The 23,722-nt window shown below is 70.9% G+C and carries 23 protein-coding genes; 13 read left to right on the top strand and 10 right to left on the bottom strand.

Features of this window, described 5'->3' with window-relative positions:
• Position 1 precedes the first annotated feature (1 nt).
• The 3 genes from ABD743_RS29210 to fdhD are packed head-to-tail and all read left to right on the top strand — an operon-like array spanning position 2 to position 2,279.
• Positions 2-229 (top strand): formate dehydrogenase subunit delta, encoded by a 228-nt coding sequence (locus ABD743_RS29210; protein ID WP_344725574.1) that lies wholly within the window; start codon positions 2-4, stop codon positions 227-229.
• On the top strand, positions 226-1,419 hold the full coding sequence (locus tag ABD743_RS29205; protein WP_344725573.1) for a molybdopterin molybdotransferase MoeA: 1,194 nt from the start codon (positions 226-228) through the stop codon (positions 1,417-1,419). The genes ABD743_RS29210 and ABD743_RS29205 overlap by 4 nt, the downstream gene beginning before the upstream one ends.
• Positions 1,407-2,279: a formate dehydrogenase accessory sulfurtransferase FdhD gene (fdhD, locus tag ABD743_RS29200; protein ID WP_344725572.1), complete on the top strand. Its 873-nt coding sequence runs from the start codon at positions 1,407-1,409 to the stop codon at positions 2,277-2,279. The genes ABD743_RS29205 and fdhD overlap by 13 nt, the downstream gene beginning before the upstream one ends.
• Before the next feature lie 118 nt (positions 2,280-2,397).
• Here the strand turns inward: fdhD and ABD743_RS29195 are convergent, their stop codons facing one another.
• From ABD743_RS29195 to ABD743_RS29180, 4 genes are all read right to left on the bottom strand, one after another.
• Positions 2,398-2,709 carry a type II toxin-antitoxin system PemK/MazF family toxin gene (locus ABD743_RS29195; RefSeq protein ID WP_344725571.1) on the bottom strand — a complete coding sequence of 104 codons (312 nt, stop codon included), beginning with the start codon at positions 2,707-2,709 and terminating at the stop codon, positions 2,398-2,400.
• Between the two features lie 12 nt (positions 2,710-2,721).
• Positions 2,722-2,949 carry a hypothetical protein gene (locus tag ABD743_RS29190; RefSeq protein WP_344725570.1) on the bottom strand — a complete coding sequence of 76 codons (228 nt, stop codon included), beginning with the start codon at positions 2,947-2,949 and terminating at the stop codon, positions 2,722-2,724.
• 105 nt (positions 2,950-3,054) lie between these two features.
• The gene (locus tag ABD743_RS29185) at positions 3,055-4,509 is read right to left on the bottom strand and encodes an MFS transporter (protein ID WP_344725569.1); all 1,455 of its coding nucleotides are present in this window, start codon (positions 4,507-4,509) and stop codon (positions 3,055-3,057) included.
• A 160-nt stretch (positions 4,510-4,669) separates the two neighbouring features.
• Positions 4,670-6,403: an alpha-keto acid decarboxylase family protein gene (locus ABD743_RS29180; protein ID WP_344725568.1), complete on the bottom strand. Its 1,734-nt coding sequence runs from the start codon at positions 6,401-6,403 to the stop codon at positions 4,670-4,672.
• Positions 6,404-6,609: 206 nt separating this feature from the next.
• Between ABD743_RS29180 and ABD743_RS29175 the strand changes: the two genes are divergently transcribed.
• From ABD743_RS29175 to ABD743_RS29165, 3 genes are read left to right on the top strand one after another with little or no spacing between them, the layout of a single operon-like run.
• Positions 6,610-7,662: a FecCD family ABC transporter permease gene (locus ABD743_RS29175; RefSeq protein WP_344725567.1), complete on the top strand. Its 1,053-nt coding sequence runs from the start codon at positions 6,610-6,612 to the stop codon at positions 7,660-7,662.
• Positions 7,659-8,519, top strand: a complete 861-nt coding sequence (locus tag ABD743_RS29170) for an ABC transporter ATP-binding protein (RefSeq protein ID WP_344725566.1) — start codon at positions 7,659-7,661, stop codon at positions 8,517-8,519. The genes ABD743_RS29175 and ABD743_RS29170 overlap by 4 nt, the downstream gene beginning before the upstream one ends.
• Entirely contained in the window at positions 8,440-9,498 is a 1,059-nt protein-coding gene (locus ABD743_RS29165; RefSeq protein ID WP_344725565.1) for an ABC transporter substrate-binding protein, read from the top strand. The genes ABD743_RS29170 and ABD743_RS29165 overlap by 80 nt, the downstream gene beginning before the upstream one ends.
• Positions 9,499-9,522: 24 nt before the next feature.
• Here the strand turns inward: ABD743_RS29165 and ABD743_RS29160 are convergent, their stop codons facing one another.
• Positions 9,523-10,440 (bottom strand): hydroxymethylglutaryl-CoA lyase, encoded by a 918-nt coding sequence (locus ABD743_RS29160; protein ID WP_344725564.1) that lies wholly within the window; start codon positions 10,438-10,440, stop codon positions 9,523-9,525.
• A gap of 1 nt (position 10,441) precedes the next feature.
• Positions 10,442-11,680 (bottom strand): CaiB/BaiF CoA transferase family protein, encoded by a 1,239-nt coding sequence (locus ABD743_RS29155; protein WP_344725563.1) that lies wholly within the window; start codon positions 11,678-11,680, stop codon positions 10,442-10,444.
• Positions 11,681-11,801: 121 nt separating this feature from the next.
• Here ABD743_RS29155 and ABD743_RS29150 point away from each other — a divergent pair, with 121 nt between their 5' ends.
• The 5 genes from ABD743_RS29150 (at position 11,802) to ABD743_RS29130 (ending at position 17,316) form a co-directional block, all read left to right on the top strand.
• Positions 11,802-12,611, top strand: a complete 810-nt coding sequence (locus ABD743_RS29150; protein ID WP_344725562.1) for an IclR family transcriptional regulator — start codon at positions 11,802-11,804, stop codon at positions 12,609-12,611.
• Positions 12,612-12,835: 224 nt separating this feature from the next.
• Positions 12,836-14,272 (top strand): MFS transporter, encoded by a 1,437-nt coding sequence (locus ABD743_RS29145; protein ID WP_344725561.1) that lies wholly within the window; start codon positions 12,836-12,838, stop codon positions 14,270-14,272.
• A 230-nt stretch (positions 14,273-14,502) separates the two neighbouring features.
• Positions 14,503-15,690 (top strand): MFS transporter, encoded by a 1,188-nt coding sequence (locus ABD743_RS29140; protein ID WP_344725560.1) that lies wholly within the window; start codon positions 14,503-14,505, stop codon positions 15,688-15,690.
• Positions 15,691-15,742: 52 nt separating this feature from the next.
• The gene (locus ABD743_RS29135) at positions 15,743-16,720 is read left to right on the top strand and encodes an aldo/keto reductase (protein ID WP_344725559.1); all 978 of its coding nucleotides are present in this window, start codon (positions 15,743-15,745) and stop codon (positions 16,718-16,720) included.
• 95 nt (positions 16,721-16,815) lie between these two features.
• On the top strand, positions 16,816-17,316 hold the full coding sequence (locus tag ABD743_RS29130) for a hypothetical protein (RefSeq protein ID WP_344725558.1): 501 nt from the start codon (positions 16,816-16,818) through the stop codon (positions 17,314-17,316).
• Between the two features lie 9 nt (positions 17,317-17,325).
• Here the strand turns inward: ABD743_RS29130 and ABD743_RS29125 are convergent, their stop codons facing one another.
• Entirely contained in the window at positions 17,326-17,952 is a 627-nt protein-coding gene (locus ABD743_RS29125; RefSeq protein ID WP_344725557.1) for a DJ-1/PfpI family protein, read from the bottom strand.
• A 198-nt stretch (positions 17,953-18,150) separates the two neighbouring features.
• On the opposite strand from ABD743_RS29125, the gene ABD743_RS29120 reads away from it, so the two are divergent.
• A complete protein-coding gene (locus ABD743_RS29120; RefSeq protein ID WP_344725556.1) occupies positions 18,151-19,596 on the top strand; it encodes an outer membrane protein assembly factor BamB family protein in 1,446 nt (481 codons plus the stop codon).
• Here the strand turns inward: ABD743_RS29120 and ABD743_RS29115 are convergent.
• The 3 genes from ABD743_RS29115 to ABD743_RS29105 form a co-directional block, all read right to left on the bottom strand.
• Positions 19,571-21,031: an FAD-dependent oxidoreductase gene (locus tag ABD743_RS29115; protein WP_344725555.1), complete on the bottom strand. Its 1,461-nt coding sequence runs from the start codon at positions 21,029-21,031 to the stop codon at positions 19,571-19,573. The two genes, ABD743_RS29120 and ABD743_RS29115, sit on opposite strands and share 26 nt — an antisense overlap.
• 115 nt (positions 21,032-21,146) lie before the next feature.
• On the bottom strand, positions 21,147-21,917 hold the full coding sequence (locus tag ABD743_RS29110) for an alpha/beta fold hydrolase (protein ID WP_344725554.1): 771 nt from the start codon (positions 21,915-21,917) through the stop codon (positions 21,147-21,149).
• 203 nt (positions 21,918-22,120) lie between these two features.
• Positions 22,121-22,939, bottom strand: a complete 819-nt coding sequence (locus tag ABD743_RS29105) for an APH(3'') family aminoglycoside O-phosphotransferase (protein ID WP_344725553.1) — start codon at positions 22,937-22,939, stop codon at positions 22,121-22,123.
• Between the two features lie 163 nt (positions 22,940-23,102).
• On the opposite strand from ABD743_RS29105, the gene ABD743_RS29100 reads away from it, so the two are divergent.
• Positions 23,103-23,486 carry a VOC family protein gene (locus tag ABD743_RS29100; RefSeq protein WP_344725552.1) on the top strand — a complete coding sequence of 128 codons (384 nt, stop codon included), beginning with the start codon at positions 23,103-23,105 and terminating at the stop codon, positions 23,484-23,486.
• Positions 23,487-23,722 lie beyond the last annotated feature (236 nt).

The following is a 23,722-nucleotide window of genomic DNA, read 5'->3' as shown; positions in this document are numbered from 1 at the left end:
GATGTCCATCAGCACCGTTCCTCCGCACGTACGGCTGGTCAACGAGGTCGCGGAGCAGTTCGGGCACAAGCCGATCGAGGTGGCCGCCGCCGAGGTGGCCGTGCACCTGCGGGACTTCTGGGAGCCGCGCATGAAGAAGGCGCTCCTGGAGCACGTGGCCGAGGGCGGCGAGGGGCTCGACCCGGTGGCGCTCCGCGCGGCCGAAGTGCTCGGTCAGGCGAGCTCGTGAGCACCGCGTTCGCGCCGCCGACTACGTCCCTCGCCTGGGACGCGGCCCGCGAGCGCGCTCACGCTGCCGGACAGCCCCTTCCTGCACGGTCGGTCCCCCTCGCCTCCGCCGTCGGCACGGTGCTCGCCGCCCCCGTGGTGGCACCGGCGAACGTGCCGCCGGTGGACCGCTCGGCGATGGACGGCTACGCCGTGTGCGGCTCGGCCCCATGGACGATCGTGGGCCGGATCGACGTCGCCGGCGTGCCGTCCGTGCACCTGCGCGACGGCGAGGCGTGCGCTGTGGTCACCGGCACCGCCGTCCCGCCGGGCACCACGGCGGTGCTGCCCGACGAGGACGCCGTCCTCAACGGGCACCTGCTCGCCGGCGCGCTCAGACCGGGCGCACACGTGCGACGCGCAGGTGAGGAGTGCTCGGCCGGTGAGGAGCTGCTGCCGGCCGGGACGCTCGTGCGCCCCGCCGTGCTCGGTCTCGTCGCCACGCTGGGACTGGACCGCCTGCCGGTTCGGCCACGCCCGCGCGTCGCGGTGGTCGTCACGGGCAACGAGCTGGTCACCGAGGGGGCACCGGGGCCGGGCCGGGTGCGCGACGCCATCGGCCCGATGCTGCCCGGTCTGCTGGCTCAGGCCGGTGCCGACGCGGTGCCCGACGTCCGGCTGCCCGACTCACGCGCTCTGCTTCTCGAAGCGCTGGCCGATGCCGACGCCGACGTCGTGCTCGTTTCCGGGTCATCGTCGGCGGGCCCGGCCGACCACCTGCGTCCCGCGCTCGCCGCGCTCGACGCCGAACTCCTCGTCGACGGCGTGTCGTGCCGGCCCGGCCATCCGCAGGCGCTCGCCCAGCTGCCCGACGGCCGCCTGGTCGTGGGGTTGCCCGGCAACCCGTTCGCCGCGCTCGTCGCGTTCCTCACCCTCGCGGTCCCGGCCATCACCGGGATGCGCGGGGAACCGCTGCCTGCACTGGTCGCGGCGCCCGTCCCGGGCGGTCTTCCCCGCCATGCGATGAGCACCAGGCTGATCCCGGTGCACGTCGGCCCGCAAGGCGCCGTTCCCGTGGGGCACGCCGGCTCGGCGATGCTGCGCGGGGCCGCGGTCGCCGACGCGCTCGCCGTGATCGACCCCGGTCCGGCCGCGGCAATCGCCGCGCGCCTCCTTCCTCTCGACCCGGGAGCCCGCCCATGGGGCGTCTGATCGCTCGTCGTCCGGTACTCCGCGTAACGGCGAACGGGGCCGCGCGACGGCCGGACTCCATCGCCGTCGAGGAGCCGCTGGAGCTGCGGGTCGGTGGCCGCGCGCTGGCGGTCACGATGCGCACCCCGGGCCACGACGTCGAGCTCGCCCACGGCTTCCTGCTCACGGAGGGCGTGATCGGGAGCGCCGCCGACATCCGCGACGCGCGCTACTGCGACTCCGTCGACGACGAGGGCCGCAACACCTACAACGTTCTCGACGTCGGCCTCGCGCCGGGCGTGCCCACCCCGGATCCCGGCGTGGAACGCAACTTCTACACCACGTCCTCGTGCGGTGTGTGCGGCAAGGCGTCGCTCGACGCCGTGCGCCTGCGCTCCCGGTACTCCCCCGGCGCCGACGAGACGCGAGTGTCCACCGAGGTGCTCGCCGACCTGCCCGACGCGCTGCGCCGGCGCCAGCAGGTGTTCGACCGCACCGGCGGCCTGCACGCGGCGGGGCTGTTCAGCCCCACCGGTGAGCTCCTCGTCGTGCGCGAGGACGTCGGTCGGCACAACGCGGTGGACAAGGTGCTCGGATGGGCACTGCTGCAGGGCCGGGTGCCGGCGAGCGGCCTCGTGCTCGCCGTCTCCGGACGCACGTCGTTCGAGCTGGCCCAGAAGGCCGTCATGGCCGGCGTGCCGGTCATCGCGGCCGTGTCGGCCCCCTCGTCTCTCGCGATCGAGCTGGCCGAGGAGTGCGGCCTGACGATGGTCGGCTTCATCCGCAACGGATCGATGAACATCTACACACACAGCGACCGGGTCCTGTTGCCCGAGCGCGCCCCGGAGCCCGCGCGCAACCCGGTCCTCTCGACGTCCTAGCGAACCCCGCCGATTGACGACACCTGCCCCGGCCCGTCGGGGAATACTTCGATCCTGCGGATCGCTTGGTAGCAAGCTGATGTCCCCGCCGCTCCGACGGCGGGGCCCAGGGCCACGGCTACCCGGGCAGGCCGTACATGGCGGCGATCGCCACCCCGACGGCTTCCATCTCGTCCGAGGTCGCCTCGCCGATCTTCTCGACCAGCCGCCGGCGAATCACGTTCTCCGACGACATGGCCGACGCCCACCCGTGGGGCTCGATCCGGACGGCGAGCAGCCCACCGGGGTCTGCGTCGAAGATCCGTAGCCCGCGGACGACCACGAGCTGCTCGTCGTGGTTGATCGCGTCGTTCGAGACGATCAAGCGGAGCCGGGGCTCGCCCTCACGGGAAATGACAGGCTGGTACACCCAGATCTCGCCGCGCAGCACGCGACGATCGTGTCAGGCGGACTGCGCCGCCTCGTACTCAGCCTCGGCGTCCTCGAAGTATGTCGGGCGCGCGGCGAAGAAGGCGGAGTGGCTACGCACGGAGTCGGCGACGGCGAGCTCGTGGAGCTGCGCGGCGGCGGCGGCGGCCATTGAGCCCCCACGCGTGCGGGCGCATGCACGCAGCCAGCGCGCGGTGGCCGCGTCGACCTCGACCTCGATGCGCTCCACTTCGTGTGCCATGAGCGCGAGGATACGGCACTCGGCGCTTCGGGCAGATCGCTTGGTGAGAGGCAGTTCGCTGGTGCCCCGGCCGTCAGCGGGGGCACCAGTAACGCGGGCGACCGGCTACCTGGACTGGACGGCCACGCTCTGGGCGACCGGCATGTCCTGGGGGAACTCCTCGTCGAACACCTGGGCCTTGCGCATTCCCCACTTGCCCGTGGTCAGGACGCCGATCACGAACATCGCCACACCCGCTCCGGCCATGATCAGCCAGCCCAGGTGAGCGGCGGCGACGAAGCCCGTCGACAGCGGTCCGACGATCCGCGCGGTCACCACCGAACCGAGCACCGCCACACCGAGCGTCGCCCCCACCTGCCGGCTCGTTGATGCCACTGCCGCCGCGACCCCCGCCTGCGACGCGGGCATACCCGAGACGGCCGCGTTGGAGACCGGCGCGTTGATGAAGCCGAACCCGATGCCGAACACGGCGTAGGAGAGGACGACCTCCACCACCGGCGACTGCGCCGTGAGCACCGAGAGCAGCAGCGATCCCGCCGTGATCGCCACGGTTCCGGCCGCCAGCGGGATCCGTGGACCGTGAGTTGCGACGAGCCGGCCCGCCACCGGCGCGAGCCCACCGGTCATCACCGCCATCGGCAACGTGAGCAGGCCGGCGTGCAGCGGCGAGTACCCACGCACTTCCTGCAGGTACAGAGCGTTGAGGAAGAGGAACCCGGCCATCACGCCGAACGACCCGACCGCGATGAGCGTGGCGCCCGTGAACGGCGGGCTTGCGAAGAAGCGCATGTTCAGCAGTGGCTCGTCCACACGCTTCTCGTAGCTGACGAACGCGATGGCGGACGCGACCGCCACCAGGAAGCACGCGATGATCCACGGCGACTCGATGCCCTGGCCGGGGGCCTCGATGATCCCGTACGTGAGCGTGGCCAGCAGCACGATCAGCAGCAGCTGTCCGATCGGGTCGATCGGCCGGGGCCGGGCCGAGCGGGACTCCGGGACGAACCGGGCGACGAGCAGCACGGCGGCCAGTCCGATCGGCACGTTGATCCAGAAGACCGACCGCCAGCCGATGCTGTCCACCAGCAGGCCACCGAGCACCGGCCCGAGCGCCCAGCTCAGACCGACGACCGCACCCCAGACACCGATCGCCTTGGCGCGTTCACGACGATCCATGAACACGTTCGTGATGATCGACAACGCGACGGGGTTGAGCATCGACCCGCCCACCGCCTGCAGCATCCGGAACACGATCAGCAGTCCGATCCCGGGGGCGATGCTGCACAGCAGTGAACCGAGGCTGAAGAGCACCAGGCCGGTCTGGAAGACGCGCTTCCTGCCGATCCGGTCGCCGGTCGAGCCGGCCAGCATGAGGAAGCTCGCGAGCACCACCGTGTAGGCGTCGATCACCCATTGCAGGCTCGACACGGAGGCCTGCAGCTCGTGGCCGATCGAGGGTAGGGCCAGGTTGACGATGGTGTTGTCCAGCCCGACGATGAACAGCCCCATGCAGCAGATCGCCAAGATCGCCATCTTGTGGCGCTGGTCAAGTTCGGGCATGCCCACCCCAAAAAACTCGCGGATAGTTAGCACGCTACAACGACTTTCCCAGCGTGAACCGTCTCAAGCTGGGATGTCCGTCACCCCCGCGTCGCGGCTGCGCAAGATCCGTTTCCTGCCGACGCGCAGCCCTCAGCGGGGACGGATCACCCCTGCTCTGTTAGGCCGGTTCGGTCGGTGCGGATGGCGCACCGTTCGCGCGCGCGGCACCGCGGCCGAGCTCGACGAGCATCTCGGGGGCGTCGGAGGGGTCCAGCACCGCTTCGATGAGCACCAGCCGGTCTGTGCTCTCCCGGGCCTCGACGAGCGCCTCGGCGAGCTCCGCTCGGGTACGGACCGTCGTGGTGAGCGAGGGCACGCCGGGGGCGAGCACGGACGGCAGGGCGGACCAGTCCCACGGGGTGATGTCCTGGTACGCCGCTTTGGGGCTCTGGATCGCGCGCTCGATCGTGTACCCGGCGTTGTTGATGAGCACGATGATCGGAGTGTGGCCGCGGTGCAGGATCGTGGCCAGCTCCTGCACCGTCAGCTGGGCGGCACCGTCGCCGATGAACAACAGGCTGCGACTCTCCGGCCTGGCCAGGCAGATCCCGAGGGTCGCAGGCAGGGTGTAGCCGATCGAGGACCAGATCGGCTGCGCGAGCAGGTCGCTGTCGTGCGACATGTGCAAGCCGAGCGCTCCGTACAGGGCGGTGCCGGCGTCCGCGATCGCGGTCACCCCCTCGGGCATCCACTGCTGGATCTCCGCCCAGAGCTGGGCCTGTGTCAGCGCGTCCGACGCCGGCCCTTCCGCGACCTCCGGCCTGGTCAGCGGCGGAAGCGGAGGCAACGGAGCGAAGTCCCGCTCGGCAGCCGTCTCGTGCAGGATCCGCACGGCGTCCTCCATGCGCACGCCATGGAAGAGGGAGGCGCCGATCCGTGCGGTCTCGAACCCGAGCTCGACGGCGTCCTCGGGCGTGAACCGGTGGGTGAAGAGCCCGGTGAGGACGTCGCTCAGCGTGGTGCCGGCCAGCACCAGCAGCGGCGCGAAGTCGACGGCGTCCCGGGTGATCTCCGACCTGGTCATGCCTCCCATGTAGGTGCCGAGGCTCGCGGGATGCGCCTCGTCGAGCATCGCCTTGGCGCCGGCCTGCGTGGCGATGCGCACTCCGGGAAGGTCGGCCAGGGCGGCGAGCTCACCCTCCAGCCGCCGCCGGTGCACCCGCGGACCGGCAAGGACGGTCAGCGAGGGGTGCTGGGCGAGCAGCGCCGTCAGCGCGTCGCGGAACTGCTGCACGGAGGTCGGGTCGCTGGGCGAGCGGCGTAGCGGGAGGGCCAGGTTCGCGGCCGGGACGCGCGCCACCGCGACGTCGGCCGGGATGCCGAGGTAGACGGGCTTGCACTCGTTGATCGCGGTCAGCAGCATCCGGTCGATCTCGGCCACCGCCGTTGCGGCACGCAGGACGGCGCCCGCCGCGGTCACCTCACGGTAGGCACGGACGAAGTGGTCGTGGTCGCCGTCGGCGAGGGTGTGGTGCAGCAGGAGCCCGTCGGCCCGGGCACGGCTCGGCGGCATCCCCGACACCAGCACGACCGGGACGTCCTCGGCGTAGCTTCCGGCCACGCCGTTCATCGCCGACAGCTCGCCGACGCCGTAGGTGGTGAGTACCGCCGCGACGCCACGGCGGGCCCTGGCGTAGGCGTCGGCGGCGTATGCCGCGTTCAGCTCGTTGGTGCAGCCGACCCACTCGACGCCGGGGACGGTGAGCATCTCGTCGAGCATGCTGAGGCTGAAGTCCCCGGGGAGACCGAAGACGTGATGGCCGTCGAGCTGGCACAGGCGGGTGGCCAGGTACGCGCTCACGGTGACCGTTTCGCCCTGGTGCGGGAGTGCGGCCGCGGTGGTGTCGGGCATGGTTCCCCTCGGCTCCGTCATTACCGCGGGATTCCGCGTACAGACGAGCCTGGCCGACCGGGGAGCTCCTGTCGTCCGACCGTGACGACGATCGCGCTGCACGGCCGCCCGAGCCGGGGCGATTGATCACGGGAAATACCTGCCCATATGATCAGTCGATCAAGTGTTGCGCAGGTGTGCGGTTGCGGGAGCGGGAGGCGTACCAGGTGACGGCAGTACGCGTTCGGGGCCGCCTGCGGACGCCCGCCGTGCTGGCCGTGCTCACCGTCCTGCTCGTCGTCACGGCGATCCTCTCCGCCGGTGTCGGGGCCGAGACCCTGCCGCCCGGCGCGGTGCTGGATGTCCTGCACTCCCGGTTCACCGGAGGCGTGCCGCGGGATCTCGCCGAGGACACGATCGTCTGGGACCTGCGGGCACCGCGCTCGCTGCTGGCGATCATCGTCGGGGCCGGACTCGCGATCGCCGGCGCGGGGATCCAGACGCTGGTCCGCAACCCGCTCGCCGACCCGTACGTGCTCGGGGTGTCCTCGGGCGCAGCGGTCGGCGCCACGGCCGTCATCACGTCAGGGGTGCTGGCCGCGGCCGGTACATGGGCGCTCTCGGCCGGTGCGCTGCTCGGGGCGCTGGCCGCGGCGCTGCTCGTGTACGCCGTCGCACTGGCACAGGGCGGGTTGACGCCGCTGCGGCTCGTCCTCACCGGCACCGTTCTGGGCTCCGCGTTCTCGGCTGTGGCGAGCTTCCTGGTGTTCCGCAGCGCGGACCGCGCGGCCGCCGAGTCGGTGCTGTTCTGGCTGCTCGGGAGCCTGTCAGGGGCCGCATGGGACGAGCTGTGGCTGCCGCTCGTCACGGTGGTGGTGCTCGGTGGGCTGCTGCTCGCCGGCAGTGGCTGGCTCGACGCCCTCGCCGCGGGTCCGGACACGGCGGCCGCGTTGGGCGTTCCGGTCCGGGCGGTCCGCAACGTGTTGTTCGTGCTGCTCGCCGCGCTCGTCGGCGTGCTCGTGGCCGTCTCCGGCGGCATCGGCTTCGTCGGACTCGTCCTGCCCCACGTCGCGCGGCTCCTGGTCGGCGCGCGCCACCGCGCGATGTTGCCCGTGGCCGCCCTCGCCGGTGCCGTCTTCCTCCTGCTGGTCGACATCGCGGCCCGGGTGCTGGTGCGTCCGGTCGAGGTCCCGCTGAGCGTCGTCACCGGCCTGATCGGCGCCCCGGTCTTCCTCGTGCTGATGGGTCGGCGCCGCTACCGCTTCGGCTCGGCGTCATGACGCCCCATCTGAGCGCGAGCGCCGTGTCGTGTGCGGTCGGGCGCCGTACGGTCCTCCGCGGCGTCGATCTCGACGTCGCCCACGGCGAGACCATCGGCATCGTCGGCCCGAACGGCAGCGGGAAGTCCACCCTGCTGCGCGTCCTCGCCGGAATCCGGCCCGCCGTGGCCGGTGAGGTCCGGCTCGACGGCAGGGCCTTGCATCGGCTGACGGCCCGGGCCCGGGCGCGCTCGATCGCCTTCGTCGGGCAGGAGGAGGAACTTCCCGCCGATCTCCTCGTCGGGGAGTTCGTGGCCCTCGGCCGGGTGCCCCACCGCTCGCCCTGGGCGGGCGGCGACACCGCCGAACGCGACGCGGTCGGCCGGGCGTTGCGGGCGGTCGAGATGGCCGACGCCGTGGAGCGACCCGTCGAGCAGCTCTCCGGCGGGGAACGCAGGCGGGTCGTACTGGCCCGCGGTCTCGCGCAGGACGCCGCCGTTCTGCTGCTCGACGAGCCGACCAACCATCTCGACGTGCGCCATCAGTTCGCCCTGCTGCACCTCGTGCGCGGGCTCGGCCGAACGGTCGTGCTGGCCATGCACGACCTGAACCTGGCTGCCGACCACTGCGACCGCATCCTCGTGCTCCACGACGGCAGCGCCCGCGCGGCAGCCGCGCCGCACGATGCCCTGACCCCCGAGACGGTTCGGACGGTGTTCGGGGTCGACGCGACCCGCGTCACCCACCCCGTCACCGGCGCGACCCATCTGCTGCTGCAGCCCCCCACCAGGAGGAACGATGCCTCGACGACCCCGCCTCGGAACGGTGCTGGTGTCGGTCTGCTCGATGGTCGTGCTGGCGGCGTGCGGGAGCGGTGAGACCACCGCGCCCACCGGTGCTCCCCGGGAAAGCACCGTGACCGTCACGAACTGCGGGGCGCCCGCGGAATTCCCCGCATCGGCGTCGCGGATGTTCGTCAACGACGGCAACCTGATCTCGATGGTGCTCGCGATCGGGGCGCAGGACCGCGTCGCGGCGGTCTCCAGCATCCAGCGCGACGCCGACACGCTGCGCCGTCACTACGGCGCGGCCGCGGTCGACGGGCTGCACGACGTCTCGCCGCAGGCGTACCCGGGGCGTGAGACGGTGCTGGCCCAGCGCCCGGACGTGATGGTGGCCGGCTGGAACTACGGCTACGCCGAGGACGACGGCCTCACCCCGGACTGGCTGCGGGCCCAGGGCATCGCCCCCTACGTCCTCACCGAGAGCTGCCGCTCCGGGGACACCGGGGCCCGCGGGATCGTCGACCCGTGGGCGGCGCTACGCGACGATCTCACGAACCTGGGCACGATCACCGGCCGAGATGCCGAGGCCCGAACGGTCGTGGACGACATCACCGCCCGCCTCACCGCCCTGCAGCAGGCCCCACAGGCCGGCACCCCGCCGACGATCTTCCTGTTCGACAGCGGCACCGACACCGTCTACTCCAGCGGTCGCTTCGGCGCACCCCAGGGGATCATCACGGCTGCGGGTGGCCGCAATGCTCTCGACGACGTCGCCGACACCTGGACCTCGGTGTCCTGGGAGCGCATCGCGGCGAGCCGGCCCGACGCGTTCCTCTTCGTGGACTACCCCCCGCAGTCCTACAGCGAGAAGATCGCGGTGCTCCGGGCGCGTGACGGGATCAAGGATCTGCCTGCGGTGCAGCAGAACCGGTTCCTCAACCTGCCCTACGGCCTCTGGACCTCGGGGCCCTTGAACATCGACGCCGCCGAGCAGGTACGCAAGGCGCTCGAGGGATGGGGCCTGGTGCCGCCGTCGGCGCTGCAACCGGCATTCGACGACACCGCCCGCTGAGCCCCCCCCCCGGCTGCCCGGACCTCAGTTCACGCCGACGGCCACCCTGGGCTTCGGTATGCGGGACAAGGCTGAGTTCAGCGGATGACCGACCACCGCGGCGAGCAGGTCGCGGGCCTCGGCCAGCATTTCCGGGTCGATCCCGGTGTGCACACCCTCCCGGTGGAAGAAGTGCACGAGGTCGTCGGTGGCGATGTTGCCCGAGGCGCCGGGGGCGAAGGGGCATCCGCCGATACCGCCGAGCGCCGCGTCGAAACGCCTGATCCCGAGACCGAAAGCGGCCCACGCGTTCGCCGAGGCCATTCCGTAGGTGTTGTGGAGGTGCAGGCCGAGTGGGACCTCGGGCACCGCATCGCGGGCGGCCATGACGCCGCGGATGATCGCGCCCGGGTGTGCCGCACCGATGGTGTCTGCGAGGTGTACGACCTCGGCACCGAGTTGGACCAGCCGTTTCGCGGTCCTCGCGACCTGCTCCGGCGGGGTGTCGCCGTCGAACGGGCACACGAACGCGGTGGCGATGGACGCCTCGATCGTCACGCCGGCGTCCCGCAGCACTTCGGCGGCCGGCGCGAGACGGTCGAGCGCGACGTCGGTGGTGACCCCGGCGTTCGCTCGGCTGTGGCCGTCGGTCGCCGAGACCACGAACCGGACGGAACGAGCCCCGGCCTCGACCGCCTGCTGGGCGCCGAACTCCGTGAATACCAGGGTGTGCAGCGCAGCCGTGGCATCCCGGGCGAGGACTTGCAGCACCGCGTCGGTTCCGGTCATCTGCGGAACCTTGCGCGTGCTCACGAATGCGCCGACCTCCAGGGAGCCGAGACCGGCGGCGAGCAACAAGCGGCCGAGCCTGACGCGATCCTCAGCAGCGACGATGATCGGCTCGTCCTGCAATCCGTCGCGAAGCACGACATCGGTGATCAGCACGTCACGGTCGGGTTCCATGTCAGATCACCCCCTCTGCGCGCAGCCGCTCACGCTGCGCGACGTCGATCCCGATGGCTGCGAGTACTTCGTCGGTGTCGGCACCGAGCTCCGGACCGAGCCATCGGGTCCGGCCGGGACGGTGTTCGAGACGCGGAACGACACCCGGGAACACGACGTCCCGCTCGTCGTCGGCGGCGATACGCACATGGTGACGCTCGTGCATCCCGCGCTCGGTGAAGTGCGGGTCCTTCACGATCTCCTCCGCTGTGAGGATGGGACCGTTCGGCACGTCGGCCGCGACGAGCACAGAGGCGACCTCGTCCTGGCTGTGGGCGGCGGTCCACGTGCCGATCGCCGCGTCGAGCTCGTCGGAGTGGGCAACCCGGCCGGCGTTGTCGGTCAGCCGCGGGTCGGTGGCGAGATCGGGCCGCCCGATGGCGTGCATGAGCCTGACGAAGATGCCGTCGCCGTTACCACTGATGACGATGTAGCGGCCGTCGGAGCAGCGGTAGGTGTTCGACGGCGCGATGCCGGGAAGTCCGGACCCCGCCTGCTCACGCACGACGCCGAACGCGTCGTAATCGGGCACGAGCGACTCCATGAGGGAGTACACGGCCTCGTAGAGCGCGACGTCGACGACCTCGCCGCCCGTACGCTCACGCGCCAGCAGACCCATCAACGCTCCGATCACCGCGTAAAGGCCGGCCACGGAGTCAGCGAGGCTGATGCCGACCCGGGTGGGAGGCAGACCGGGATTGCCGGTGAGGGCGCGCAGGCCGCCGATCGCCTCGGCGACCCCGCCGAACCCCGGCCGGTCGCGGTACGGCCCGGACTGCCCGTACCCGGAGACCCGAACGACCACCAGCTGCGGGTTCTGCTCGCGCAGCCGGTCGGGGCCGATGCCCCAGCGCTCCAGGGTGCCCGGCCGGAAGTTCTCCAGTACGACGTCCGATTGCGCGGCCAGCCGCAGGACGATGTCCCGGCCCTCGCTGGTACGCATGTCCACGGTCACCGATCGCTTGTTGCGCCCCAGTGTGCGGAACAGCAGGGACGTCTCCCCACCGTGCAGGCGCCAGCGGCGCAGCTCGTCGCCACTACCGGGACGCTCGATCTTCACGACATCCGCGCCGAAGTCGCCGAGCAGCCGCCCGGCGCTCGGTGCGGCGATGAAGTTCCCGAGCTCGAGGACGCGGATCCCGGCCAGCGGGCCCGCGCTCGCAGTACCGGTCGCGTCGAGCTCCGCCTCAGCGATCGTCATACGACCATCTCCCATCACCCACTTCATGAAGGTTCGCACCAGAATGTGAGTCGACGGTCTAGTCGTCAAGCGACAGGTCGATACGATGCGGGAGGTCACACTCGGGACAGGAGGTGGAGGCATGGCGGAGGATGACGGCCGCGCGTCGGTGGTGCCCGTTCTGGTGCTGCGCAAGATCACGCAGATTCTGCGGTCTTTCAGCGTGGACCAGCCCGAACTGACGCTGCAGCAGATCATCCGCACGACCGGCCTCCCCGCGAGCACCTGTCAGCGGCTGGTCCGCAATCTGGTGGTCGAGGGGTTCCTGGATCGCGAGGACGACCACTACCGCATCGGCCTGGACTTCGTGCAGTGGGCGGCGCCCGGCACCTTCGGGCTCGACCTCGTCCGGCTCACCCGGCCCGCGCTGCAGGCGCTGCGCGACCGCACCGGCGAGACGGCCTGCCTCTACGTCCGCCACGGCCCCTTCCGCACCGTGGTCTCGCTCGCCGAGTCCCGCCACCCCGTGATCCGGCTGTTCGTGGTCGGGATGGTCATGCCGCTGCACGCAGGATCCGCAGGTAAAGTGCTCCTTGCCTGGGATCCCACCGCGCGCCAAGAAGCGGTTCGGCACGGTCTGGGCAGATTCACCGACCACACCGTGGTCGACATCGACGAACTCACCGAGCAGCTCGCCGCCATCCGGCGGGCCGGCTTCTCGGCCTCCTTCGAGGAGCGCGACGCCGGCGCGGCGTCCATCAGCGCCCCGGTCTTCGGACTCAACGGCGAACTCGTCGCCGCCCTCGGAATCGGGGCACCGCTGCAGCGGGTGAGCCCGGCCGACGTCGAACGGTTGGCGCCGATCGTCATGGAGCTCGCACGCGACGCCTCCCGCCGCATCGGCTTCCGCGCCGAGACCCCCTTCGCGGTCCGCTCCGCCACCGAGCTCTGACCGATTCCGCGCAGACCCGTCACCGCGGCCGGTGAACGGGCGCGGGCACCGTTCCCCCGAAGCTTCTGCACCCCTCGTCCCTTGTGTCCGATGTGCTTTCCGCAATGCCGGGCAACGCCCTTGACGGTCGTGATCCCTCACCCGCAGCATGACGAGACAGCGTTCACATCGTGGTTCGAACAACCAGCGCTGTGTCTGACTGTCTGACCGTTCAAGGAGGATCGATGCCCGAGACACGTGGGACGCAGAGGCTGCCTGAGTCTCCACCGCTGACGACCGGGGATGTCGCAGGGCGGATCGACCAGTTGCCCGTCACTCCCACACAGCGGCGCGCCACGATCGCCGTGGGTCTCGGCCTATTCTTCGAGTTCTACGAGGTCTTCCTCACCGGCGTGCTCACCAGCGTGCTCGTCGGTGAGTTCGGTCTCACCAAGGCGGAGCTCCCGCTGGTCCTCGCTTCCACGTTCATCGGGATGTTCATCGGCGCGCTCGTGCTCGGCCGGCTCGCCGACCGCCTGGGCCGGCGCGGGGCGTTCCTGCTCAACCTCGCGGTCTACTCGGTCTTCTCCCTGCTCGGGGCGTTCAGCATGAACGCGGCATGGCTCGTGGTCACCCGGTTCCTGGCCGGGGTCGGGCTCGGGGCCGAACTGCCGCTCGCCGACACCTACCTCACCGACCTGCTGCCGGCACGGCGGCGCGGCAAGTACATCGCCTGCGCCTACACGATCGGCTTCATCGGGGTGCCGGTCGTGGGGTTCGTCGCCCACTCCCTCACGGCGACGACCTGGATCGGCATCGAAGGCTGGCGCTGGATGTTCGTGATCGGCGGAGTGGGTGGCTTCATCGTGCTCCTCCTGCAGCGTGGACTGCCGGAGTCGCCGCGGTGGCTCGAGTCGGTGGGGCGCACCAAGGAAGCTGATCGCATCGTCTCCCGGCTCGAGGCGGAGGCCGGAGGCGCGGTCGAGCCGCCTCTCCCTGCCACGGAGACCGTGACCACCGAGGCGACGCCGGCGCGGGCGGCCGCACCGCGGCTGACCGGAGTACGGGCCCTGCTGGTGCCCCCCTACAACAAGCGCACCGCCATGATGCTCGTCTTCCACGTGTTCCAGACGATCGGCTACTACGGCTTCGGCACGATGGTGCCGCTGGTACTCGCGGCGAAGGGATACCCGGTCTCGGAGTCGCTGCTATTCACCGGACTCACCTACCTCGGCTATCCGATCGGATCGGCGCTGTCGCTCCCCCTCGTGGAACGGTTCGAGCGCAAGTACCTGGTGGTGGCCGCCGGGCTCGCGATGGCGGTGTTCGGCGTCGCCTTCGGGTTCTCGAACACGATGGTGCTGATCCTCGTGTTCGGATTCCTCTACACCGCGGTCAGCAACGTGTTCTCGAACGCGTACCACATCTACCAGGCGGAGATCTTCCCGACGCATCTGCGCTCGACGGCATCGAGCGGGACGTACGCCCTGTCCCGCCTGGTGACGGCGGCCATGCCGTTCGTACTCGTCCCCGTGCTCGCCGGGGCGGGCGTCAGTGCGCTCTTCGCGATCGTGTGCGCGGCGATGGTCGTGGTCGCCGTGGACGTCACCGCGCTCGGGCCCCGCACCACGGGCCTCCGGCTCGAGGCCGTCAACAGCAGCGAGTCTCTCGTGGGCCACTGAGCCCCGACGGCCACGAGAGACCGGCCCGCACCCCTCCCGGCATCCGGCCGGGAGGGGTGCATCTCACCCTCCGCACCGTCGTAAACGCTCCTAACGTGGACTTGCGAGGAATCGGTCAGCGTCGATCCCAGGTTCTCGGTTCGGTCTCGAGGAGAACAAACGACGTGAAGCCTGTCGATGCGACCGCGGCCACGGCACAGGCCCCGACTGAAGGGGACGGAGCGCCCGGCATGCGGCGGACGCCCCTGTCCCGTGGCGTTGTGCTGCTGATGGCCCTCGCCAGCGGGGCGGCCGTCGGCAACCTGTACTACACCCAGCCGCTGCTGGACGTGATCGCGCGCGATCTGCACATCGGCCAGGGCACAGCCGGCCTGCTGGTGACCACGACCCAGGTCGGGTACGCCTTGGGGATCATGTTCATCGTCCCGCTCGGGGACATCCACAACCGTCGGCGCCTCGCGCCGGCGATGATGCTGCTCTCGGCTGTGTGCCTGGCCGCCTGCGCCGTAGCTCCGGGCATCATGATCCTTCTCCTCGCTCTCGTCGCGGTGGGCGTCACGACGGTGGCCGGGCAGATCTTCATCCCGTTCGCCAGTGATCTGGCCGACAACGCCCGGCGCGGCGAGGTGGTCGGCATCGTGCTCAGCGGGGCCCTCACCGGCATCCTGGCCGCGCGGGTGGTCAGCGGGCTCATCGCGGGTGCGCTGGGCTGGCGAGCCGTGTTCGTCATCGCGGCGGTGCTCATGCTGGTGCTCGGCCTGGTGGTGGCCCGGATGCTCCCGCACGACGTCCCGCGCGCCACCCAGCCGTATGGGGCGCTGTTGCGCTCCATCTTCGGGTTGGTCCGCCGCGACACGTCCCTGCAGATCGTCCTGCTCTACGGAGCGATCAGCTTCGGCTCGTTCTCGCTCTTCTGGACCGGTCTGACGTTCCTGCTCAGCGGTCCGCCCTACGGCTACTCGACGTTCGTCATCGGGCTCTTCGGCCTCGCCGGGCTCCTCGGCGCCCTCGCAGCGCAGGGTTCCGGGCGCCTGCACGACCGGGGCTGGTCCAGCCGGGCGACCGGGCTGTCCTGGCTGCTCGTGATCGTGTCCTGGGTGATCTGCGACCTCGGCGCTTTCTCCCTCCCGTGGCTGCTGATCGGGATCGTCCTGCTCGACGTCGCCACCCAGTCCCAGCGCATCCTCAACCAGGCCCAGATCTTCGCCGGCGCGCCGGAGGCCCGCAGCCGCGTCAACACTGCCTACGTCACCACGAACTTCATCGGTGGTGCGATCGGGTCCGTCGTCGCCTCCGTGCTGTGGGCCTACGGCGGGTGGAACGCGGTCTGCCTCGTCGGAGGCGTGCTGTGCGCCGTCGCGTTCGTACTCTGGCTGGTGACCGTCGTCCGGTCCCGGGCAGTGGCAGCCCGCGTCTGACCCCTACGTCCCACGCACGACCTGCTCGCCACCCTCAGAAAGGTGCACTGCGATGAGGAACGCCTCTTTCGGCAACCTGTCCGTCTCGGCCCTCGGCCTCGGCTGTATGGGGATGTCGGGCATCTACACCGGGGCCGGAACAGATGACAGCGAGTCGATCCGCACGATCCACCGGGCCATCGACCTCGGCATCACCCTGATCGACACCGCCGACGTCTACGGCCCCCACATCAACGAGGAACTCGTCGGCCGCGCCCTCGCCGGCCGCCGTGACGAGGTCGTGCTCGCCACCAAGTTCGGCCAGCTCTCGTACCGCGACACACCCGACGGGGTACGCAGGTTCGACAGCAGCCCGGAGAACATCCGGCTCGCCGTGGAAGGGTCGCTGCGGCGTCTCGGCATCGACCACATCGACCTCTACTACCAGCACCGGGTCGACCCCGATACCCCGATCGAGGACACCGTGGGCGCGCTCGCGGAGCTCGTGACGGCGGGCAAGGTCCGCTACATCGGGCTCTCCGAGGCGGCCCCCGCCACGATCCGGCGCGCCCACGCCGTGCATCCGATCACCGCACTGCAGTCGGAGTACTCGCTGTGGACGCGCGACCCGGAGGCCGAGGTCCTGCCGCTGGTGCGCGAGCTCGGCATCGGGTTCGTGCCCTACTCCCCGCTCGGGCGCGGCTTCCTCACCGGGCAGATCCGCTCGGTGGACCAGATGGCCCAGGACGACTTCCGCCGGACCATGCCGCGGTTCGCCGAGGAGGCGTTCGCTCAGAACCTGCGGATCGTCGACGCGGTCGAAGCCGTGGCGAAGGAGCTCGACGCGACACCGGCCCAGGTGGCGCTCGCCTGGCTCCTGGCGCAGGGCGACGACATCGCCCCGATCCCCGGCACGAAGAGGGTGCAACGCCTCGAGGAGAACGCAAAGGCGGCGGACATCCAGCTCAGCGCCGACCAGCGCAACCGCCTCGGGTCCGTGCAGCCTCCCGTCGGTGCCCGCTACGCCGACATGACTCCCATCGGGCGCTGATCCCCGCGGCACGGCAACTGTCACCCACCACCGCAACCCCCACGACCAGGCGTTTTTCGTGCCGCCGCCCGGCCGGGGGCACGTACGTTGGCCTGATGGCAACGACAGCATCGGCTCCGGCAATGACGACGGTGTCGGCCGTCCGCGAACTGCGCGCCGGATATCACGAGGACCTCGGGCCGGGCGAACGAGCCACGTTGATCTCCTGGCTGGCCTTCACCGCCACGTTCACCGCCGTGCGGGTGATCACCTACAGCATCCGCGACGGGGTGGGGCCCTTCCGCAACGTGAGCCTCGGTGGGGCGCACATCCACCACTACATGTGGGGAATCGCGGGGCTCACCGCCGTCGGCGCCGTGGCCGTGCGGGGTGATGACCGGCTGCGCCGCCACCCGGTGCTCGCCGGGACCTACGGCTCGGCACTGGCCCTGATCGTGGACGAGTTCGCGCTGCTCCTGGACCTGCAGGACGTGTACTGGGCCAAGCAGGGGCGGTTGTCGGTGGACATCGGCGTCGGAGCGGTCGCAGTGGGCGGCGTCGGCTTCGCGGCTCTGCCGCTCCTGCGACGCGTCGCCCGCCGCTGCTTCGGTCGCTGAGGCGCGACCTCAGCTCCCGTTGAGCGCTGCCCGGAGGAATGCGACCGCCTCCGGTGGCGCCGTCCGCGGCGAGCCGCTGTCGAACGGCGGCTGGGGGTCGTACTCGAGCGCGAGTTGGATCGTCCTGGCCGCCATCTCGCCGAACAGCGTGGCGGCGAGGGTGAGCCCCATGTCGATGCCGGCGGACACACCGGCGGCAGTGATCACGTCGCCGTCCACCACGACGCGTTCGTTGCAGACGACGGCGCCGTCGTCTGTCAGCGTGTCCACCACCGCCCAGTGGGAGGTGGCACGGCGGCCGGTGAGGATGCCCGCCTTCGCCAGCAGCGTCGACCCGCTGCAGACGGACGTGGTCCAGGTTGCGGTCTTGTGCACCGAGGCCAGCCAGGCGATGAGTACCTCGTCGTCGAGAGCGCTGCGCCACTGCGAACTGCCCGGCACGACGATCACATCAGGCGTGGGCACGTCGTCGAACGCGAAGTCGGCATGCAGAGCCAGGCCGTTGTCGCTGCGGACCTTCCCCGCCTTGGCCGCGACGAAATGTGGCGTCACCTGCGAGTGGCCTGCCAGCACCTCGTAGGGCCCGACGAGATCGAGTGCGGTCAGGTTGTCGTACAGCACGAAGGCGGCGTTCACGACTGTCCTCGTTGCTCGCTCCGGCGGGGCATGTACCCAGCATGGCCGCGCGCGACGGCGGCAGCCATGACGCACACCCCTCCGATCAGGACGCCGCAGGCCCAGCGGATCACCTGATCAGGGTGGACGTTCTCCGCGTACCTCCCGATCGCCGCGCGGGCGGCTGCGACGGCCTCCGGGCGATGGCACCATCGCCGGATGTCGAGCCGGAGATCCCCCCTGCGGGAAGGCTGCACCCACGGGAGCACCCGGCGGTGGACGGCGGCACTCGCGGCGGCACTCGTCGGGATCGCCGTGCTCGCCGGCTGCGGGTCGGCACCGGGTGGGGACCCCGTCGTCACCGGCAGCCCGGCCGCCACTGCGACGCCCGTTCCGTTGTCGCTCGGTCCGGACTGGCCGACCTACCACGGCGACGGCACCCGGGCCGGCTACGTACCTGAGGGGCCGGACCCGGCTTCCCCCACCGTCGCGTGGCGGGCGCCCTTGGATGGAGCGGTCTACGCCAGCCCGATCGTCGTCGACGGGCTGGTGGTCGCGGCGACCGAGGGTGGGTCGCTGTACGGGCTGGATGCGGCGACAGGTGCGGTGCGCTGGCGCACCCACCTGGCCGATCCGGTGCCGGGCTCGGCTCTGCCGTGCGGCAACATCGATCCGATCGGGATCACCGGCACCCCGGTCTATGACTCGGGCACCGGTGAGGTGTTCGCGGTGGCCACCCGGCCCGGCGTCGAACATGTCCTCTTCGGCGTGGACCTGCGCAGCGGGCAGGTCCGAGGGCAGCGCACGGTCGATGCCCCGGGCAGCGAGCCGGCCACCCATCTGCAGCGCGGGGCGCTGCTGCTCGCCAACGGGATGGTCTACATCCCCTACGGCGGCAACTTCGGCGACTGCGGCCAGTACCTGGGCCGCGTCGTCGGCGTCCCGGTCACGGGGAACGGGCCCGAGGTCGACTTCGCCGTCCCCACGACCCGGGAGGGCGGCATCTGGGCGCCGTCCGGTCCGGCCGTCCTGCCCGGCGGGGACGTTCTCGTGACCACCGGCAACGGCGAGGCCGTGGGAGGGGCATGGGACCACAGCGACTCGATCCTGCGGTTGTCGCCCCAGCTGCGGCTGCTCGACGGCTTCGCCCCGTCCGGCTGGGCGCAGGAGAACTCCGTCGACGCCGATCTCGGCTCCACCGGCCCCGTGTTGCTGCCGGGCGCGCACCGGGTGCTCGCTGCCGGCAAGGGCGGTGGGGTCTATCTGACGAACGTCGATGCGCTCGGAGGTGTGGACGGCCAACTGGACCGGCTGGAGCCATGCCACTCCTACGGCGGCGCTGCCACTGCGCCGGGGCAGGACGGCGGCGCGGTCGTCTATCTGCCGTGCACCGAGGGGCTGCTGCAGGTGCGCGTCGGCACCGACGACCGGATGACCCGCGGCTGGCAGGCCCCCGCCGTCACCGGATCACCGATCGTGGTGGGCACGACGGTGTGGTCGGTGCAGCAGAACGGCACCCTCGACGGCCTCGACTCCGCAACGGGGCAGGTCCGGGCCACCGTGCCGGTCGGTGCCGCCACTCGGTTCGCCACCCCCGCGGTAAGCGGCACGGCGCTGTTCGTGCCCACCCGCGACGGCGTCACAGCGGTGGCGCTGCGCCACTGACGTCGGGGGCTTCGCGGTCGCCGCTCTCGCCGACGACGGCCAGGACCTCGGCCCGCCGTGGGCCCTCGGCCGCGTAGCGCGGCAGCCCAGGGCCGAGCGTCTCGAGCTTCTCCCGCACCCCGGGCATCGCCAAGGCGTGCTCCGGCGTGTCGAGCAGGTACGCCGCACGCAGGAAGGCCCGCCGCACATCGGGATCCTCGGCCGCGACGTTCATGAAGCGACGACTGACCGCCCAGTCCGGATCGGACGACGCGTAGGGCGTGCCCAGGATGTCGGCCTGCATCTCGGCCATCCGGTGCCGGCCGTCGTGGAGCGAGATGTCGTACAGCGGCCCGACGACCTCGTCGGTCACCTCCGCGAAGCACTGCACGAGCTTCTCCGGATCGCTCGTTCTCACAGCACGCAGCACGTCACGCAGGGCGGCCACGTGGAGCAGTCCGATCGTGGCCCCGCGTCCGAGCGTCGGATTTGTGCAGGCCCAGGCGTCGCCCAGCGCCACGAGCCCGGTGACCACCGGCACGTCGTCCACGACCAGCCGCCTCCGTCTGTCCTCCAGGCCCGACAGCACCTGCACGTCGGTCAGCGCGATCCCGGCGGCGCGGCTCTCCGCGGTGCCGGGGAACAAGGCGAGCACCTGGTCCCAGACCGCGGGACTGCGCAGCGCACGGAGATCCTTGTCGTTCGCAGCGGTGACCAGCGACCAGCCCCAGGTGTCGTTGTCGCCCGGGATGGTCACCAACGACATGCCCTCGACGTGGGTGACCGCGTTCGGCAACGGCGCGGGCCGCCCGTCCAGCGTGCGGAACTGCCGGGAGTAGTGGACGAATCCCTGCTCCTCCCGTTCCTCCGTGGGTTGACGGGCACCGATGGCGCAGAGCATGCGCTGAAGCGGTGAGCACCTGCCCATCGCATCGACCACCAGGTCGGCTCCGACCAGCTCCCCGCGCGCGGTCTCGACGCCGACGACGCAGGGAACGCCCGCCGTACACGGGCCGGTCACCAATCCGGTGACCCTCGTTCCCCTGCGGACGACCAGCCCGCGCGTACGGACGGCGACCGCCGCCAGCGCGGCCTCCAGCACCGGTCTGCGCGCGATCACACACCTGAGCTCGTCGTCCCCCTGCCGGGGACCGCCGCTCACGGCGGCCGGCAGCATCTCGATCGGGCTACGGCGACGGCCGCCCAGCCCCTCGAGCTCGTCGAAGAACTCGGGGATCTCCTGCTCCATCCGGCTGCGCCAGCGCCCGAGCATGACGTGGAGCTGCCGGAACTGGTTGACCCCGGGCCGCTCCCAGTGGTCCCACAGCTGACGCGCATCGCCCTCCGGCTCGTCCGGATCACGTTCCAGGACGGTGACGTCGTGCCCGTCACGGGCGAGCAGCACGCCGGCAGCCAGGCCGTTCAGTCCGGCACCGATCACGAGAACAGCTGCCATCGACAATCTCCTCGGAATGGGTCAGCGACGACTCAACCCGGCGGCATTCAGGATTCGCGGGACAATTGCCGAAGTACGCCACAGCAGATCCCGCCGTGCATTTCGGACCGTGCCATCACAGCGAAGCCCAGAACCGGGTGAGCACCGCCGCTCCACGCTCCGGGTCGCGCGTCATCCACCAGTGCCCGAGTCCGTCGAGCACCTCCGCCCGTGCGCCCGCGCGGGCCGCCGAGCGTCGGCGCTGTTCCTCCGTGCCGACGACATGGTCCTCGCTCGCCATGATCGCGAGCCCCGGCCGCGCGGCTGCCGCCTCCAACCCGGCGCCGAGCTCAGCCATCACCGGCTGTGCCGCCGACCGGTAGAGCCGCAGGATGCACTCGCCCATCACGTGGTCCATGGCCGGAGCGATCCGCTCGGCGATGCTCGCGTCCATCCCGCGCTGCACGAGGAACGACACCTTCTCCGCCACCGGAGGCTGCACGAGCCGGGCGACCGCGGCCTCCCCATCGTCGAGGCTCTGCCAGCCCTGAGCGAGCTCGTGCCACACGTAGTCCGGATCGAAGAGACCGATGACGTCGGAGCACCAGCTACGCAGCAGGTCGGGGCGCGTCATCGCGACGTTCACGACGTGGCCACCACCCCAGTCGTGCCCCACCAGATGAACCGGCCGGCCCACTCGTTCGAGCTCGGCCACCAGCCAGTCGCGGTACTCACCGATAGTGGCGCCCCACCCCGTCGGGACGGGCGCGCCGAAGCCGGGAGGAGAGAGGCAGAGCGGCTTGTCATGACCCTGGCCGACGAGCTGCTCGACCAACAAATCCCACACCGCAGCGGTCTCGGGGTTGCCGTGCACGAGCACCACCGGCGTCACCTGGTCTGTCGGCATCGTTGATTGCGACCTTTCGCTCGAGCGAGAAGAAATGCGACAGGAAATCAGTCAATTCGAAAGAACGCACTCGCCCGCGGACAAGCGCCAACCGTCAATGGAACGAAATCTGCACCGCGTGTCACCGGCCGGTCAACAGTTTTGTCGGTGGCGTCACCGAGCATTCGGTGAGCCGTCGCCCGCTATTCGGGTACGTATCGATGTCACCAGGTCAGCGGGTCGAGGTCCAGGTAGAACCGCAGCCGCTCCCGGTCGACGGTCTCGATCTCGTACGAACGGAAGAACTCGTCGTCGGCGCAGCCGGCTTCGTCCTCGTCCCGCCACGTCTCCCGTGAGCTCGCCAGCAGCAGCGCGATGTCCGCGTACCGGTCGGCGGTACCGAGGCGGCCGAGGTCGATCAGTCCCGTGCACTCGGCGGTGCGTGGGTCCAGCATCAGATTCGGCAGGCAGGCGTCACCGTGGCACACCACGCGATCGTGCGTCTCCTGGAGCAGGCGCCGCTCCAGCTGCGGCCGCAGCTCCGCGAGCAGCTCCGACGGCGGTGTGTGCCGATGCTCGTCGGGGAGGAACTCGGCGTTCACCGCGCCCCGCCCGACCACGTCCTCTGCCAGCCGGAACGTCCTCGCCAGACTGCGGTCGAACGGGCAGTCGGCGGCGGGAAGCGCGTGCAGCCTGCGGAGCATGTCCGTGATCGACTGCCACGCCCGCCGGAGCTCCACCGCGGACACCCGGCTTGCCGGCACTCCCGGCACCGCCGTCGTCACCAGACAGGCGCCACGGTCGGAGGCGGACCAGTGCCCGACGTCGGGCCCGGGGATGCCCGTGCCGCTGAGCCACTCGATCCGGCGGCACTCCGCGTCGAGCTCGTCGATGCCGTCCGGACCGATGCACTTCGCGTAGGCCCAGCCGTCCTCGCGCCGGAACACCTCGGCGTTCGACTCGCCCGTGGTGACGGCTATCCACGCTCCGGATCCCCGCACGTCACGGGGGAGGAGATCGAGCAAGGACGACGGCTGCCTCATGGTTCCTCCTCGGACGACGCTACGGCAGCGCGGCACGAAGGCCGGCGCCCGAGGGTGTGCGTCCATCGAAGGGATGACCGCGGGTCATCGCGGTCTGGGAGAGTGCCCGATCCAGCAAGGACCGCGACGTGACCGACAAGGCCACGTCGGAGAAGGGATCCCGGTGACCGCACGCATCTCCCACCTGTCGTTCGACGCGCTCGACGCCCATGCTCAGTCGGTGTTCTGGGCGGCGGTTCTCGGGTTCGCCGAGGATCCGGACGACCCGAACGAGCCCGGTCACGAGGAGTGCATGATCTTCTCGCCGGACGGCAACCAGCGCGTCCTGTTCATCGAGGTGCCCGACGCCAAGCAGCTCAAGAACCGGCTGCACCTGGACCTGGAGCCCGCCGAGGGCACCCGCGACGCCGAGCTCGCCCGGCTCCTCGGTCTCGGCGCAACCGAGGTGGCCGACCGCCGCCGGGGCGACGGATCGGGCTGGGTCGTGCTCGCCGACCCCGAGGGCAACGAGTTCTGCATCCTGCGAAACGCGATCGAACGATCCTGACCTGCGCAAGAACCGGTCCCGCTGTCCGTCGCGTCGGATCTCTGGTGATCGTCTCCGGATCCACTCGCTGCTCAGGCAGCCTCCGCTACTGTCGAGGTGAACCTCCGCCAGTGTGGCCGAGCGCCGATCAGGCCGGATGCTCCCCGCGAACGCGATGCACCCGGGCAGGCTCTTCGCCGCACACCGTTGTGCCCGTGGGGCGCTGCAGGAAGGAGAACGTCATGCCGGTGAGACGT

Origin of the sequence: Pseudonocardia yunnanensis (assembly GCF_039534065.1) — a bacterium.
Lineage (GTDB): Bacteria > Actinomycetota > Actinomycetes > Mycobacteriales > Pseudonocardiaceae > Pseudonocardia > Pseudonocardia yunnanensis.
The sequence above is the reverse complement of the archived record's forward strand: the minus strand, read 5'-3'. Positions and strand labels throughout refer to the sequence as shown.

Coding starts and splice junctions, on each gene's coding strand:
- ABD743_RS29105 (WP_344725553.1), bottom strand. CDS start 22,939: ATGAGGCAGCCGTCGTCCTTGCTCGATCTCCTCCCCCGTGACGTGCGG.
- ABD743_RS29190 (WP_344725570.1), bottom strand. CDS start 2,949: ATGGCACACGAAGTGGAGCGCATCGAGGTCGAGGTCGACGCGGCCACC.
- ABD743_RS29165 (WP_344725565.1), top strand. CDS start 8,440: ATGCCTCGACGACCCCGCCTCGGAACGGTGCTGGTGTCGGTCTGCTCG.
- ABD743_RS29115 (WP_344725555.1), bottom strand. CDS start 21,031: ATGGCAGCTGTTCTCGTGATCGGTGCCGGACTGAACGGCCTGGCTGCC.
- ABD743_RS29130 (WP_344725558.1), top strand. CDS start 16,816: ATGGCAACGACAGCATCGGCTCCGGCAATGACGACGGTGTCGGCCGTC.
- ABD743_RS29140 (WP_344725560.1), top strand. CDS start 14,503: ATGCGGCGGACGCCCCTGTCCCGTGGCGTTGTGCTGCTGATGGCCCTC.
- ABD743_RS29145 (WP_344725561.1), top strand. CDS start 12,836: ATGCCCGAGACACGTGGGACGCAGAGGCTGCCTGAGTCTCCACCGCTG.
- ABD743_RS29150 (WP_344725562.1), top strand. CDS start 11,802: ATGGCGGAGGATGACGGCCGCGCGTCGGTGGTGCCCGTTCTGGTGCTG.
- ABD743_RS29180 (WP_344725568.1), bottom strand. CDS start 6,403: ATGCCCGACACCACCGCGGCCGCACTCCCGCACCAGGGCGAAACGGTC.
- ABD743_RS29110 (WP_344725554.1), bottom strand. CDS start 21,917: ATGCCGACAGACCAGGTGACGCCGGTGGTGCTCGTGCACGGCAACCCC.
- ABD743_RS29120 (WP_344725556.1), top strand. CDS start 18,151: ATGTCGAGCCGGAGATCCCCCCTGCGGGAAGGCTGCACCCACGGGAGC.
- ABD743_RS29160 (WP_344725564.1), bottom strand. CDS start 10,440: ATGGAACCCGACCGTGACGTGCTGATCACCGATGTCGTGCTTCGCGAC.
- ABD743_RS29135 (WP_344725559.1), top strand. CDS start 15,743: ATGAGGAACGCCTCTTTCGGCAACCTGTCCGTCTCGGCCCTCGGCCTC.
- ABD743_RS29185 (WP_344725569.1), bottom strand. CDS start 4,509: ATGCCCGAACTTGACCAGCGCCACAAGATGGCGATCTTGGCGATCTGC.
- ABD743_RS29155 (WP_344725563.1), bottom strand. CDS start 11,680: ATGACGATCGCTGAGGCGGAGCTCGACGCGACCGGTACTGCGAGCGCG.
- ABD743_RS29210 (WP_344725574.1), top strand. CDS start 2: ATGTCCATCAGCACCGTTCCTCCGCACGTACGGCTGGTCAACGAGGTC.
- ABD743_RS29170 (WP_344725566.1), top strand. CDS start 7,659: ATGACGCCCCATCTGAGCGCGAGCGCCGTGTCGTGTGCGGTCGGGCGC.
- fdhD (WP_344725572.1), top strand. CDS start 1,407: ATGGGGCGTCTGATCGCTCGTCGTCCGGTACTCCGCGTAACGGCGAAC.